Genomic DNA, 13,722 nt, shown 5'->3' on the forward strand with positions numbered 1-13,722 from the left:
CGTCGCACCCCACACGGGGTGCGTGAATTGAAACTGCCATTGTACGGGGTGCAGCCTGTGAACTCAAAAGTCGCACCCCACACGGGGTGCGTGAATTGAAACGCGATTACATGTCAAGTAATAGTCATCGCCTTTTGTCGCACCCCACACGGGGTGCGTGAGTTGGAAGAGGAGAGCGATTGGCAGTCGGAACGAATACGAGGACAGCCTCCATGAGCGGATACGCTTGTGGGGGCTGTCTCTGTTTTTACGAGCTAAGATTGCTACGCAGCGTCAGATGAGGGCGCGGCGGCGGCCAGTGGCGTAGAGGAAGGCGATCTCGATGAGCCCCGAGAGGATGACGATGACGACGAAGGCGATCAACTTCACCTGTAGGAGCACGGCGATCAGGGCACCAAGCGCGATGACCGCAAGCGAGAGGAGTTGGTTGATGAAGACCTCGCGGTTGCGCCCATTGGCGGTAAGGACCAGTTCGATGAAGAAGCCCGAGATAAGCCATATCGGTATCAGCACCGTCATGAGCAGGAAGACAGGTAGTATGAGATCCTCTATCGGGCCATTGCCCATGATCCAGATGATCGGCTTAGCGGCGAGCATGAGCGCCCCCATGCAGACGATGCCCATGAGCAGTTCGCCACGCAGTATACGATGTATGCGCTCTGTCGTATAGCTGGTGCTGACCGAGGGAAAGAGCGCCACGTTGAGCTGCTTGGTGATGTACATGACGACGCTGACGATCTTCATCGAGAAGTCGTAGCCCGTCAGGGAGGTCATGCCAAAGAGCGAACCGATCACGAGGTTGAGACCAGCCGACTTGACCGTCATCACCAGATAAGAGAGGAAGAGTGGCGTAGCCTCTCGCAGGAGGGCTAAGCTTTTGCGCAGTGAGATGAGGCGTAGCGAGAGCTTTTCGCGCCATAATATATAGCCAAAGGCGATCCCCGCCGAGAGTATATTGCTTGCCGAAGCCAGTAAGACGTAGCGTGTCATATGCTCTGGCGTAAGCACCCAGAGGATGATGGCAACGGCTAGAAGCACCTTCGTGGCGATCTGTATGTAGAGGTAGATGCGCGTGCGCTGGATCCCGATGAAGTACCAGTTGGGCATGATGACACAGGCCACTACGGAGAGAAAGCTTGCCCAGAGGAGCGCCCGGTAGTCGGCCAAGGGTCCGACCCATAAGACGATAGGCAGGAAGAGGAGGAAGGAAAGGAGGAGCAGGTAAAGGCGACTAGAGAGTATCTGCGAAGTGATGTCGGATTTGCCCGCCAGGTCGCCCTCCTTGTCGTAGCGAGCCAGGTAGCGGGTGCCGATCATGTCCAGGCCGTAGGTCACCAGCGTGGTGAAGTATGTGATGACCGAAAAGGCGTAGACATAGGCTCCGTACGCCTCGGCGCCGACACGATGGATCAGGATCGGGTAGATGATCAGATGAAAGGAGGAGTTCAGCACGTTGATGAGTCCGAGAGAGAGGAAGTTCTCTAGGACTAGTCTATTGCCTCTGACCATAGCGCATAGTCTCTGGAGGAGGTGCTTCGGTGCTGGAAGGGGTGACTGGTTCATCTGATTATCTTGGGGTGGTCGTCTGAGGCTCATAGGGCTTCAGTACGAGGGCAAAGGTACTACCTTCTCACGAATTAGTTGTAGCTGCAAAAGCGTGTGCCAAGTGGCGGGGCTCCCGTGGCGGAAACTTTCCGACTAAATGAAATTTCTCCTGAGGAAATTCAAATCCTCCACTGGGAAAACGGCAAATTCCTCCGAAGTTTCATTTCATTCTTCCGAAGTTTCATTTCGATCTTCCGAGGAATTTTTCATTGCCTCCGTGGAGGATTTGCATTTGCTCCCTGGATCTTTCGGATTTCCTCGGGAGACGTATAACCGTTGCAGGGAAACGTGTAACGGCTGTAGGGACGCACGATCTGTGCGTCCGTTGTGTCAGAGGTTACAGCGTTGTGGTTTTAACGGGGACGGACGCTCGGGACGAGTAACCTTTGTAGGGACGCACGGTCGTGCGTCCGTTGTATCAGAGGTTACAGCACTGTGGTTTTAACGGGGACGGACGCTCGACCGAGCGTCCCTACAGCCGTTACACGTTGGATGGTTCGGGGACGGACGCACAGATCGTGCGTCCCTACAGCCGTTACACGTCGGATGGTTCAACAACGGACGCTCGACCGTGCGTCCCTACAGCCGCTACACGTCACGCTAGACGGGTGAGCGCTTTTTTGTACCTTTGATCCGCAAGAGAGACTACAATACAATGACAAAAGAGACTTCTACCCAGAGCAGTACAGCTACGACCCGCTACGACAAGAAGGTGGCCATCGTGGGCGCTGGCTCTATGGGCCGTAGCATAGCCCTCTGTCTGGCTATGCACCATATACCTACCGTCATACAGGCGCGCTCACTAGACCGTCAGAAGCGAGCTATCCCACTCCTTGAGCAGTCACTGGCCGAGTGCGGCGAACTCTTCAGCTGGAGCGATGCGGAGCGACAGGAGTTGCTCAGCCGTATCAAGGTGACCGTGGACAATGCCGACATTGTCTCGGCCAACCTAGTCATAGAGGCGTCTAGTGGCTCCCTCGAGGAGCACAAGGAGCTCTACCGAGACCTAGACGCTGTCCTGAGCGAGGGGACGATCATCGCTTCGATCACTTCGTCGATCAGCATCACGGAGCTGGGCAACGCTACGCAGCGTCCGTCGCTTGTGGCGGGGATGCACTTTTTCAATCCAGTGCCACTCATTGACCTCGTTGAGATTGTTTCGTCACAACACACCTCGCAGGAGACGCTCGAGCAGATCCAGGCGCTGTGCGATGCGATGGGCAAGGAGACGGTCTACGTCGAGGACACGCCAGGCTACATCGTCAATCGTATGCTCATACCGATGATCAACGAGGCGATCACCGAGTTGGCGCAGGGTATCGGCTCTATCGAAGACATAGACCGTGCGATGCGCATCGGGGCTAGTCACCCGATGGGTCCGCTAGAGCTGGCAGACTGGATCGGACTAGACACCTGTCTGGAGATCTTGGAGGGGCTCTTTGCAGAGTTTATGGATAGCAAGTATCGTCCGCACCCACTGCTACGTCGTAAGGTACGTGCCGGTCAACTCGGTCGCAAGGTGGGCGTGGGCTTCTACCGCTATACCCCAGAGGAGGAGGAAGAGTCATAGCCTTAGCCCCTTTTTTATAGCAACACGCTTGAGATGCAAGTCAAGATCCTCGGCTGTGGCTCTGCGCGTCCCACACGGCATCATCTACCGTCAGCGCAAGTGCTGACCGTCGCTGGGCATCACTACCTAATAGATGCTGGCGAGGGGGTGCAGCACTCGCTCATTATGGCGGGCTATAAGATGACGCAGCTGGAGGCGCTCTTTATCTCTCATGCTCACGGGGACCACTGCTTCGGACTGCCTGGTCTGCTCACCTCGATGGCACACGTAGGGCGTACGAAGCCGCTCACGATCGTGACGACTGCCGAGGTGGCCGACTTCATACGCTACATAGAGGCGCATCATATGGAGGTGAGCTCCTACGCACTCTCTGTGACGATCGCTCCGAGTGACGAGGTTAGCCCGTCCATCTACACTGACGAGTGGATCACGGTCGACACGCTGCCCCTGCGTCACCGTACGAGTGCCGTCGGCTTCCTCTGCCGTGAGCACTGTATGCCGAGGAGGATCGATCCTGTGGCTACGAACTTTTACCAAATCCCTTACAGCGCTATGCCTGCTCTGCAAATGGGGCTAGACTACGTCCCTCAAGGTGGCGGGCGCATCATCCCGAACCGTGAGCTGACGAAGCCTGGTCGCCCGTCCCGCTCCTACGCTTATCTCTCAGACACGCTCCCTGCGTGGCATCTGGTGGAGCAGATTCGTGGGGTGGACCTTCTCTACCACGAGAGCACCTACAGTGAGGAGTTTCTCGACCGTGCAGAGACCTACGGACACTCGACGGCACGGCAAGCGGCTGAGGTGGCTAAGGCTGCCGAGGTGGGTCAACTGCTCTTGGGTCACTACTCGGGGCGCTATGACGATGTGTCGGTGCTGCTCAGGGAGGCTCAAGAGGTCTTTCCCAATAGCTTTGCAGCCCAAGAGGGGGATCTGTACGAAGTGTAATGCTTTACTCGAAAAACCGTTTATAGAAATCCAATGAGTAGCCGTATCAAGAGTCTCTTTAAGGACACCGTCATCTACGGGGCAACGACTATGCTCAGTCGCTTCCTCGGCTGGGCGCTCTTCCCGCTCTATGTGTATCAGCTCCCCTCGCCAGCGGACTACGGTATCGTGACCAATCTGTATGCCTGGGTGGCGCTGCTCCTGATCATCCTAACGTATGGGATGGAGACGGGCTTCTTCCGCTTTAGCCGTGAGGGTGACGGGCGCAAGGTGTACGCTAATAGTTTGCGTACGCTAGGCACCAGTTCGCTCCTCTTCCTCATCTTGGGCTTGCTCTTTGTCAAGCCGATCGGTGCGGCTCTCGGCTATGCGGACATGCTGCGCCCTGTGGCGATGCTCATTGTGATCGTGGCGATCGATGCTTTCACCAGCATTCCCTTTGCCTATCTGCGCTACACCAATCAAGCCTTGCGCTATGGCTTGATCAAGATAGGCTACGTACTCCTGACGGTGGCGCTCAATCTCTTCTTCCTACTGGTCTGCCCTTGGCTTCAGAGGGTCGCCCCAGGGGCGATCGACTGGTGGTACGAGCCGGGGCTCGGGGTCGAGTATATCTTCCTCTCGAACATGATCGCCAATATCATCCTCCTGCTGGTCTTGATACCCTACATGAAAGAGGCGCGTGGCGGCGGACGCTTCGACTGGGGGCTCCTTCGTCGCATGCTCCACTACTCGCTGCCGATGGTCTTGCTCGGCATAGCGGGCAACTTCAACAAAATGGCGGACAAGATCATCTTCCCCTTGCTCTTTGCGGATCAAACCTTTGCCAATACGCAGCTCGGCATCTACAGCGCTGGGTACAAGATAGCGGTCGTCATCGTCATGTTTACGCAAGCCTTCCGCTTTGCTTACGAGCCATTTATCTTCCAGCGAGGCAAGGAGGGCGAGCTCTCGGCAGACGAGGAGGCAGCAGCGGAGCGCGAGCGTCGCATCACCTATGCGAAGGCTATGCACTACTACCTGCTCTCGGCGATCTTTATCTATGTAGCGGTGATGTGCTACCTCGACCTGCTCAAGGTGCTGATCAGTCCCGCCTACTATGACGGGCTGCGGGTCGTACCCTATGTGATGCTCGGGGAGGTGCTCTTCGGTATCTACTACAATCTATCGCTCTGGTACAAGTTGACCGACCGCACCTACTGGGGTGGCATCATCTCCACGCTGGGCTGTCTGCTCACGGTGGCAATCATCGTGTGGGGCGCTCCGCACTGGGGCTTTATGGCGTGTGCCTACGCCTCGGTGGTGAGCAACCTCCTGCTGGTACTCATCTCCTACTTCCTCGGGCGCAAGTACTACCCTGTACCGTACCGACTAGGGGCGACGGCAGGCTATTTCGCTGTGGGAGCCATCGCCGTGGGGCTCGTCTTGTGGATCTATGGCACAATGCCTGCGATGTGGATGCGTCTGCTACTCAGCACGGTGGTCTTGGTTGCGCTCACGGGGTATGTCGTCTGGCGCGAGCAACTGGGCAAAGCCCTTGCTCCGCTTCTGCGACGCCTGCGCCACAAAGCGGAACGATAAAAATCAGTAAGGCATAGAGAGGAAAGGCTCAATCGCTAACTAGCAGCGGTTGAGCCTTCTCTTTTTGCAGTCTAAGCCCCCTTACTACAAAGGCATCTACAGCTTATGTCGTAACCTGCGGCGGGGACTAAGAGCGTTTCGAACGGGTTGTCGCAACGCTTGTATCATACTGATCTTATGTCACATACGAGTTCCAAAAACTAGTTCCCCTTTTGGAACTTTTTAGTTCCAACGGAGGAACTTTTTAGTTCCAACGGAGGAACTTTTTAGTTCCAGCGCAGGAACTTTTCGGTTCCAAGGGAGGAATTGGAGAGAATGTGGCTCAACGTTGCCAAGGAGTCAAAGAATTCACTATCTTTGTGTATCAACACGGACGGTCTGGTATGAGAGAGAGTACGAGCCAGGCTGACTCACCCGTGGCATATAGATTACAGACTAATAGACATATCGATTATGATTAATGATTTCGCAAGTTGGCTGACACCAGGTCAGAGTATTCTTATAGTATCGAAGGATAGGACCTTCCGAGGTACCTTCCAGGCTGTTTGTGGCGACTACATCGTCCTCGAGAGTCGTCGTGGTGACCAGCATTTCATCCGTGAGGAGCTAATTGATTCTTTTACGGTGTATCACAAGAGAGATTGGTCCACTACCACGTCTAGAGAGTCTCTTGAAGAGGAGGAGCGTGACGAGAAGAGGCTATCTGATGAGGAGGCGATAGAGAGCCTGCTCTCACCGCTAGGTGGTTCTATAGACAAGGACAAAACCTACATATACAAGCCCGGCGACCGTATCCCACTACCTGACAAGAATCAGATTAAGTCACACGCCACTAAGCCACAGAAGGCGAGCTCCAACCGATACCCTCGCAACTCTGCCGACAAGCCTACCCTCAGCGAGATCCTAGACGAGATAGAGGCGAGCGAGGATAGAACCGCTATTCCCGAGGAAGATCTGCAGATAGTGCGCCCTGCGGGCACGATCAAGATGCGAGAGAATATGAAGAAGTACGGCTTTATCGAGGCCTTTGATGAGGAGAAGACAAACTACTGGTTCCCCTTTAATGCGCTGACCGATGAAGAGCTTAGCGTGACGGACGAAGTGGTCTTTTGCAAAGGGTCAAACGAGAAGGGCTTCACCGCCAGCGGCATTGCTTCGCCAGGCACCATACACCGTCTGTTACTCCTTGTGGATTATATCTTGAAGACGAAGTACTACAACTTTCCGATCGTGCTACCCCTCCTGGAGACGATGCGGGAGCAGTACCCCGACAATAAGAGTATTGAGGACAAGTATCAGGAGGTCAAGGAGCGACAAGAAAGCTACAGCAAGCGCAAGGACGGTGCTGAGTGATTTACCCGCTATAATGCTATAGACTTATGAGACCTTTATATCAGATTACATCGCTCCTCGTGGCACTGCTGGCGCTACTCACCGTGAGTAGTTGCTCAGGAGGGGGCGGGAGCACCTTTACCCAGGCTAGTGGTAAGCCAAACGAGGTGATGCTCGTCATGGATCGTGACTACCTAGCGGACTCTGTCGGCACGGCTGTTAAGTCAATGCTGCGAAGCTATGTACCCGCGATGCCTCAGATCGAGGAGCAGATGGACGTGACGACGGTGGATCCCAAAGACTTTGACACCTTCCTCCGATATGTGCGCAACATACTGATCGTAGACATCGATGCGGGACGGTATACGCAAAACAGCGTCAAGTACGCCTACGACCAGTGGGCGCATGGACAGATTGTGGTGACGATACAGAGCCCCTCGCCAGACTCGGTCTGCTACCTGATGGCGGATCGTGGACGTGCTGTGCTCAACCTATTCGTACGCCACGAGCTGGCGGTACAAGCGAGCAACTTGGTGAAGAACTTTAGCCACAAGGCTGACCAGCTAGCGGTAAAGCATCTCGGATACCACATCAACGCTCCCGAAGACATCGTCTCCTACAAGGTGGGCAAGAATTGTCTCTGGCTCTCCAACAATGCGATGCGTCGGCGCACCGACATGCTCCTTTACAAAGTGCCTTACCATGGCGAAGCATTGACGGCACCTTACCTTGTGGCTCTGCGCGACTCGGTCCTGGCGGTCAATGTGCCTGGACCTGTCGAGGGGAGTCATGCGGTCACGGCACCTCACATCTTGATGACAAGACAAGTCTCCATCGAGGGGCAGCCCTTACGCACTGAGCTGCGTGGACTCTGGGAGCTACGTGGCGGAGGATCTATGGGCGGACCATTCGTACAGCACGCATTCGTCACTCCCCAGGGTAACGAGCTGGTCGTCGCTGAGGCTTTTGTCTACCATCCCAATGAAGCTAAGCGAGATGTGATGCAACAGGTCGAGGCGGCGCTCTTCTCCGTAAGAGCTGACTCCGTCGAGCTGTGGGACGCTGAGCAAGTAGCACAGGCACGCTGGACGGCTTACACAACCTATTGAACGATTTATGACTGACAGAAGAATTGTGGTCGGGATAACCCACGGCGACATCAACGGAACGAGCTACGAGCTACTGCTCAAGCTCTTCAACCGCAATGGCGTGACCGACCTCTTTACACCTATTATATATGGATCTCCACGTATCGCCGCGTACTACAGTAAGGCACTACAGATGGAGCGTGCGTCGTGGCATCTGATCACTGACGCGGAGGAGGCGGAGCCCGACGTGGTCAACGTGATCGACGTGGTGGGCGACGAGATTGACGTGACGCCTGGCAAGGTGACGGAGCCTGCGGGTTTGGCTGCCTTGGCTGCCCTAGAGCGAGCCACGAGCGACATTAACCGTGGTGCGATAGATGTCTTGGTCACCTGCCCGATCAATAAGTCGGCTATGCCTCAAGACCGCTTCCCCTACAAAGGGCACACCGCCTACCTAGGCGTGGCTTGCGGACAGGGCAAGGAACCTCTGATGATCCTCGCAGCGCCTTCGGGTCTGCGGGTCGCACTGGTATCGACGCACGACCCCATTAGCCAAGTGCCCAAGGTCATCACCCAGAGACGAGTCCTCAAGACTTTGGAGATCCTAGACGAAGCGCTGCGACGCGACTTCTTGATCTCTTCGCCTCGCATAGCAGTCCTCGGACTCAACCCACACGCTGGGGACAACGGACTGATCGGCTCCGAGGAGCTAGAGGTCATCGCTCCGTCTATTGCCATTGCGCAGCGGGAGATGGGAATCTATGCTTTTGGACCGTTCTCGGCCGATGGCTTCTGGGGCTCGGGAGCTTATCAGCAGTACGATGCGGTCTTGGCTATGTACCACGATCAGGGCTTAGCCCCCTTCAAGCTACTACACCTACACGACGGGGTCAACGTGACGGCGGGACTACCCATCATACGCACCTCGCCTGACCACGGCACGGGCTACGATATCGTGATGCAGGGCATCGCCAATGAGCAGGCACTTATGGAGTCTATCTACATGGCTATCGACCTCTACCGCCATCGCATGGCAGACGATGAGGCGCGTAGCAATGTCCTGCCTAAGCTCTACAAGAACAAACGAGGAGATAACGAGTAAATGCAAAGAGCGACAAAGGATATGGAGCGCATCAATGGACTCCTAGCTCGCAAAGGGATAAGACCCATGACTGATCGCATAGCCCACGAAGTGCTGGTGCGTACAGACTTTGCCGAGGCTCACTACATGTCTATGATAGCGATGCTCATGGGCGTGGTCGCAGCCTTCACACTGATCGACCCGATCTCTCTGTGGAGCAGCATCGTTGGCACAGTAGTCATACTGCTAGCCCTGATACTCAACGAAACCGCCTACTCAGTAGAGCGACAGCGCGTCACGAGACAGACGATCCCAACGCCTAGCAAGCAGGTTGTCGTCTGGTACACAGCCACACCGATCGTCCTACAGCTGGCGCTCCTCGTCTCCTTGCCGATACGCATCAGCACTTACCCGCCAGAGGAGACAGGCGCTACGGGCATCTCGGGCTGGTGGTACGCTGCGCTAGCGCTTATCGTCGTACTCCTCTACTTCTATCAGCTACTCATCGAGTACTTCGTCAGGTACTACCAGCGCAGTATGTTTGCACAGCTGGAGGCTCATCACTACGCCCCACTCTTTGCCTACCGATACCAACGAGGCTATCAGGCGACCAGTCCTAAGGAGCCCGAGGGCCGATGGACCAGACGTGCACTCTACCGCTTACTCACGCTCTGGGAAGTGCTCCTCCCGTGGCACTACCGGCTACAATCACTACTCTATCGACATGCGCATCAGGAGGGCGTACCAGCGCAGTTTGTTCAGCAGATGCCGCAGTATAAGCGTAGCGTCGGTGTCACGCTAGGTCTGCTCAGCAACTACAACCGCTGGGTGCTCCTCGTCCTCACTTTGGCCTTCCGCTGGGAGCTCTGGTACCTAATCGTGACAGGCGTCGTCATCTCGCTGATCACCCTAGGCGTGCAGCTCTACCTAGAGTCTGAGTACCGCAAGCTTTACCAGGGACTCAGCGACAACATACAGCGGAAAGAGCAGCCTGAGTCTCCACAATAGTGCCATGAGTACGAGCAACCAGCGACTCCATATCTACAAAGCTTCGGCAGGAGCGGGCAAGACCCACACCATGACGAAAGCTTTCCTGCGCCACGTCCTGCAGTACCCCGAGAGTAGTTACCAGGAGGTCCAGGCGGTCACCTTTACCAACCTAGCTACCCGAGAGCTCAAGGAGCGATTCTTCAAGGAGCTCGACACATTGGCGGTAGCGCCTCAAGAGTCGCCTTTCTACGATAGCTTTAATACTCATTACAGTGACGAGCAGCTATCCACAAGAGCACGCACGGCGCTCCAGTCCATACTCTTCGACTATGACGGACTACGAGTCAAGACGATCGACTCCTTCTTCCAAGACATCATCCATGCGCTAGCCATCGAACTCAAGCAGCGCCCCACGACACGCATCGAGCTCTCCACCGATCAGATACTAGGACTAGCCGTGGAGCGACTCTTTGACGAGCCATCCCCAGAAGCCCAAGAGGCGATCAAGCGCTTTCTGACCGACCAAGCCGACAAGTCGATCTATGCTCTCAAGAACGGCCTGACCCTCTTCGCCAAGCAGCTCTACAATGAGCAGATACAGGAGCTAGCCTTCAAGAATAAACAGTTGCTCAACCCCAAGACCTATCCCCTCTTTTTGAAAGCGGTCAAGGAGCAGATCGATATTGTGCGGGAAGAGATCCGCAAGCAGGTAGACGCATTCCGAGAGCAAGTCATCCCAGGCACTAAGTTCCCTGGCGGGCAACAATCCCCACTCGCTAGACTGACAGACACGACGAAGGATCAGCCGACCATCGGTGACACAAAGTCCTATATAACCGCCACCACGTGGGATAAGTATCTGAGGCACTTCAACGTTGAGGAGGCCCTGGATGAGCGCTACACAAAGGGCTTCGAGCGCTCTCCCCTGCTTAACGCCTTCTACAAGATACTGCCTCTCCACACAAAGCTCTTTACCCTGCAGACCGCCATCAGAAAGGGGTACGACCTGCAGCTCCTCGGAGAGATACAAAGCAACGTCAGCAAGGTCTCAGAGGAGCTAAACATAACGCTCCTAGACAACGCCAAGCAACTCATTCGCACCCTCGTGGGTAGGGAGCATAGCACAGCTTTTATCTATGAGCGGATCGGTACCAAGCTCAAGCATCACATGATCGATGAGTTTCAGGACACCAGTCGCTTTCAGTACGAAAACTTCAAGCCGCTCCTCAATGAGGCTCTAGCCGCTGATGGCTCTAGCTTCATCGTAGGAGATGTCAAGCAGAGCATCTACCGCTTTCGCAATAGCGACCCGATGCTCCTGCAGAAGAGCCTGAGCAAGGACTTCTCCAACTACGAGAAGACACACAACCTAGAGTTCAACTGGCGTAGCGCTCCAGCGATTGTCTCTTTCAACAACCGCTTCTTCTCTCTCCTACCCGGCGCCTCCCAGCTCAAGCTGGATAAATCCTCCGAAAGCTACGACCTTATCGAGAACATTTACAAAGCCTCAGAGGTCCATCAAGAAGTTCCCGACAAGCACATAGACAAGGTAGGCGGAGTCTTCATCCATCAGTGGCAAGAGGCTAGCCCACAGGATCAGCTCCAGGCAAAGATCGACTACCTCCTCGAGCACGTCATCCCCTCCCTCCGAGAGCGTGGCTACAAGCTCTCCGACATCGCCATCCTGACGCCAAAGAACGACACCCTCCAGCGCATCGCTCAGTCCATCATTCTGCACAACAAAGAGCACACTGAACAAGAGCCTCTCGCCTTCGTATCTCGTGAGATGCTCTCGCTAGATGCTAACCCGCTCTACCGACTCATCGTAGAGATCATGCACAGCGTGCTAGTCAATGCAGGAGCCACTGAGGAGCTCTACAGCAAGAGCTTCGAGCACCGACTAGCCACAGCGCACTATGCCGTGCTAGCGCGTAGCATCCATGACCTACCCGCCCTAGATCTCACCCGTTGCTACAGCGAGGGACTAGGTGCCTCGCTCTACGAACTCACGCTACTGATCATCGAGGCCGTGAGCCCCCTCATCACCCCCGCCGACCAGCCCTACATAGATGCACTCCTAGACACCGTACAGGACTATAGCCAGGACAACTACGTGGACCTGCAGGGCTTCCTCGAGTGGCTAGAGACCCACACCCCCAGACTATGCCTAGAGACGCAAGATGCACTGCAGCTCCTCACCATACACTCGGCCAAGGGGCTAGGCTTCCCCGTCGTCTGCCTTCTGGAGTACCAGTGGAGGCTCCTAGACCACAACGACATCATCTGGTGCAATGACAAGGAGGTGATGGACGAGCTTCACAAGCTGCTAGGTACGGATGTTGAGATACCTCCCCTACTCCCCATCTCCTCTACCAAAGAAACGCTGAGCACCTCCTTCCGCCACAGGATCGCAGCCGAGGAGGGAGCAGCCCTCCTAGATCGTATCAATACACTCTACGTAGCGATGACACGAGCCAAGAGCGAGATGCACCTAATCCTCAGTGAGAAGAAGGAGAAGGCGGGCAAGAGTGTCAACTTCGAGAGCGTCATCTCCGAGCTAGTCGGAAAGATCCACGAAACCGCCTCCAGTGCAGACTTTTGCGAATCCAAAGAAATCCCCCTCCACTACTCCGAAAGCACAACTTCCTTGGTAAAAGTTGGAGAAGTCCTGCAGCGCACCTTTTACACTCAGACAGACCCCTCCAAAGCTCCGCAAACTCAGCCTACGGCAGAGCCCAGCACCGCCTCAGCACCCCGCAGGATCTCTGGCAGAGAGCAGACCAGCGACCTAGCCCAGCTACGCGTGCGTCGCTCCCAGAGCGTCTCCTACCAGGAGCAAGATGCCGTACGCAGAGGACTATTCCTCCACGCCTTGCTAAGTGAGATCGACTACCTAGAGCACAACGAACTACAAGATATACTCCAGGCCAAGTGCCACCAGGGGCTCCTCCCCAGGGAGCAACTAGCCGCCCTCACCAAGCAGCTCGAGGGCGCGCTCGCAGACCCTGCGATAGCCGAGTACTACCAGCCGAGTAGCCAGTGGCAGGTGGTCAACGAGCGGAGCGTCGTCCGCTTCACACAAGACACCAGCAGTGAGACACGCACAGCCCGCATAGAGCGTCCCGACCGCATCATGTATGATGAGGAGGCGCAGCAAGCCGTCATCATAGACTACAAGAGTGGCGATGAGGCGCAACAGCAGACCGCTCGTCACAAGCGCCAGCTACGCAACTATCGCGAGGCGCTCCTCGCCAGTGGCTTCACGACCGTCCGCGCCTACCTCCTCTACCTCTCCAGCGACGGGCACCTAGTCGTCGAGGTAGACTGATGCCTTTATTGCCCAGGGCTGACGCATTATAACCAGCCACTTAGGAGCTGCACATAACGATAACTAGGGATGCACGGTCCGAGTATTGCTACAGAGTGGCTACAGATCCTCTCTGATTACGCCTTCCTTCCGAAGGATGGAATTCCTACCTAGGAAATTGTCCAATTGCTACCTAGGAATTTCCCAATTCCTACCTAGGAAA

Annotated in this window: 9 protein-coding genes; 8 read left to right on the forward strand and 1 reads right to left on the reverse strand. The window is 55.5% G+C overall.

Going from position 1 to position 13,722, the window contains the following annotated elements; genetic code table 11:
- Window positions 1–273: 273 nt before the first annotated feature.
- Window positions 274–1,596 carry an oligosaccharide flippase family protein gene (locus tag L215_RS0100590; RefSeq protein WP_027451179.1) on the reverse strand — a complete coding sequence of 441 codons (1,323 nt, stop codon included), beginning with the start codon at window positions 1,594–1,596 and terminating at the stop codon, window positions 274–276.
- A gap of 664 nt (window positions 1,597–2,260) precedes the next feature.
- On the opposite strand from L215_RS0100590, the gene L215_RS0100595 reads away from it, so the two are divergent.
- From L215_RS0100595 to L215_RS0100630, 8 genes are all read left to right on the forward strand, one after another.
- On the forward strand, window positions 2,261–3,175 hold the full coding sequence (locus tag L215_RS0100595; RefSeq protein WP_025883168.1) for a 3-hydroxyacyl-CoA dehydrogenase family protein: 915 nt from the start codon (window positions 2,261–2,263) through the stop codon (window positions 3,173–3,175).
- A 33-nt stretch (window positions 3,176–3,208) separates the two neighbouring features.
- The gene (locus L215_RS0100600) at window positions 3,209–4,120 is read left to right on the forward strand and encodes a ribonuclease Z (protein WP_027451181.1); all 912 of its coding nucleotides are present in this window, start codon (window positions 3,209–3,211) and stop codon (window positions 4,118–4,120) included.
- A 33-nt stretch (window positions 4,121–4,153) separates the two neighbouring features.
- The gene (locus L215_RS0100605) at window positions 4,154–5,701 is read left to right on the forward strand and encodes a lipopolysaccharide biosynthesis protein (RefSeq protein WP_025883169.1); all 1,548 of its coding nucleotides are present in this window, start codon (window positions 4,154–4,156) and stop codon (window positions 5,699–5,701) included.
- A 453-nt stretch (window positions 5,702–6,154) separates the two neighbouring features.
- Entirely contained in the window at window positions 6,155–7,054 is a 900-nt protein-coding gene (locus L215_RS0100610; protein ID WP_025883171.1) for a hypothetical protein, read from the forward strand.
- Between the two features lie 26 nt (window positions 7,055–7,080).
- Window positions 7,081–8,142, forward strand: coding sequence for a DUF4837 family protein (locus L215_RS0100615; RefSeq protein ID WP_025883172.1), 1,062 nt, complete (start codon window positions 7,081–7,083; stop codon window positions 8,140–8,142).
- 7 nt (window positions 8,143–8,149) lie between these two features.
- The gene (gene pdxA, locus L215_RS0100620; protein ID WP_025883174.1) at window positions 8,150–9,223 is read left to right on the forward strand and encodes a 4-hydroxythreonine-4-phosphate dehydrogenase PdxA; all 1,074 of its coding nucleotides are present in this window, start codon (window positions 8,150–8,152) and stop codon (window positions 9,221–9,223) included.
- A gap of 21 nt (window positions 9,224–9,244) precedes the next feature.
- Entirely contained in the window at window positions 9,245–10,210 is a 966-nt protein-coding gene (locus L215_RS0100625) for a hypothetical protein (RefSeq protein WP_238296378.1), read from the forward strand.
- A gap of 4 nt (window positions 10,211–10,214) precedes the next feature.
- The gene (locus L215_RS0100630) at window positions 10,215–13,520 is read left to right on the forward strand and encodes a UvrD-helicase domain-containing protein (protein WP_027451182.1); all 3,306 of its coding nucleotides are present in this window, start codon (window positions 10,215–10,217) and stop codon (window positions 13,518–13,520) included.
- The last annotated feature ends 202 nt before the right edge of the window (window positions 13,521–13,722 follow it).

The organism is Porphyromonas uenonis DSM 23387 = JCM 13868 (assembly GCF_000482365.1).
GTDB classification, from domain to species: domain Bacteria; phylum Bacteroidota; class Bacteroidia; order Bacteroidales; family Porphyromonadaceae; genus Porphyromonas; species Porphyromonas uenonis.

Bases quoted from the DNA above. Each gene is read 5' to 3' on its own strand.
- L215_RS0100590 (WP_027451179.1), bottom strand. From the start codon at position 1,596: ATGAGCCTCAGACGACCACCCCAAGATAATCAGATGAACCAGTCACCC.
- L215_RS0100595 (WP_025883168.1), top strand. From the start codon at position 2,261: ATGACAAAAGAGACTTCTACCCAGAGCAGTACAGCTACGACCCGCTAC.
- L215_RS0100600 (WP_027451181.1), top strand. From the start codon at position 3,209: ATGCAAGTCAAGATCCTCGGCTGTGGCTCTGCGCGTCCCACACGGCAT.
- L215_RS0100605 (WP_025883169.1), top strand. From the start codon at position 4,154: ATGAGTAGCCGTATCAAGAGTCTCTTTAAGGACACCGTCATCTACGGG.
- L215_RS0100610 (WP_025883171.1), top strand. From the start codon at position 6,155: ATGATTAATGATTTCGCAAGTTGGCTGACACCAGGTCAGAGTATTCTT.
- L215_RS0100615 (WP_025883172.1), top strand. From the start codon at position 7,081: ATGAGACCTTTATATCAGATTACATCGCTCCTCGTGGCACTGCTGGCG.
- pdxA (WP_025883174.1), top strand. From the start codon at position 8,150: ATGACTGACAGAAGAATTGTGGTCGGGATAACCCACGGCGACATCAAC.
- L215_RS0100625 (WP_238296378.1), top strand. From the start codon at position 9,245: ATGGAGCGCATCAATGGACTCCTAGCTCGCAAAGGGATAAGACCCATG.
- L215_RS0100630 (WP_027451182.1), top strand. From the start codon at position 10,215: ATGAGTACGAGCAACCAGCGACTCCATATCTACAAAGCTTCGGCAGGA.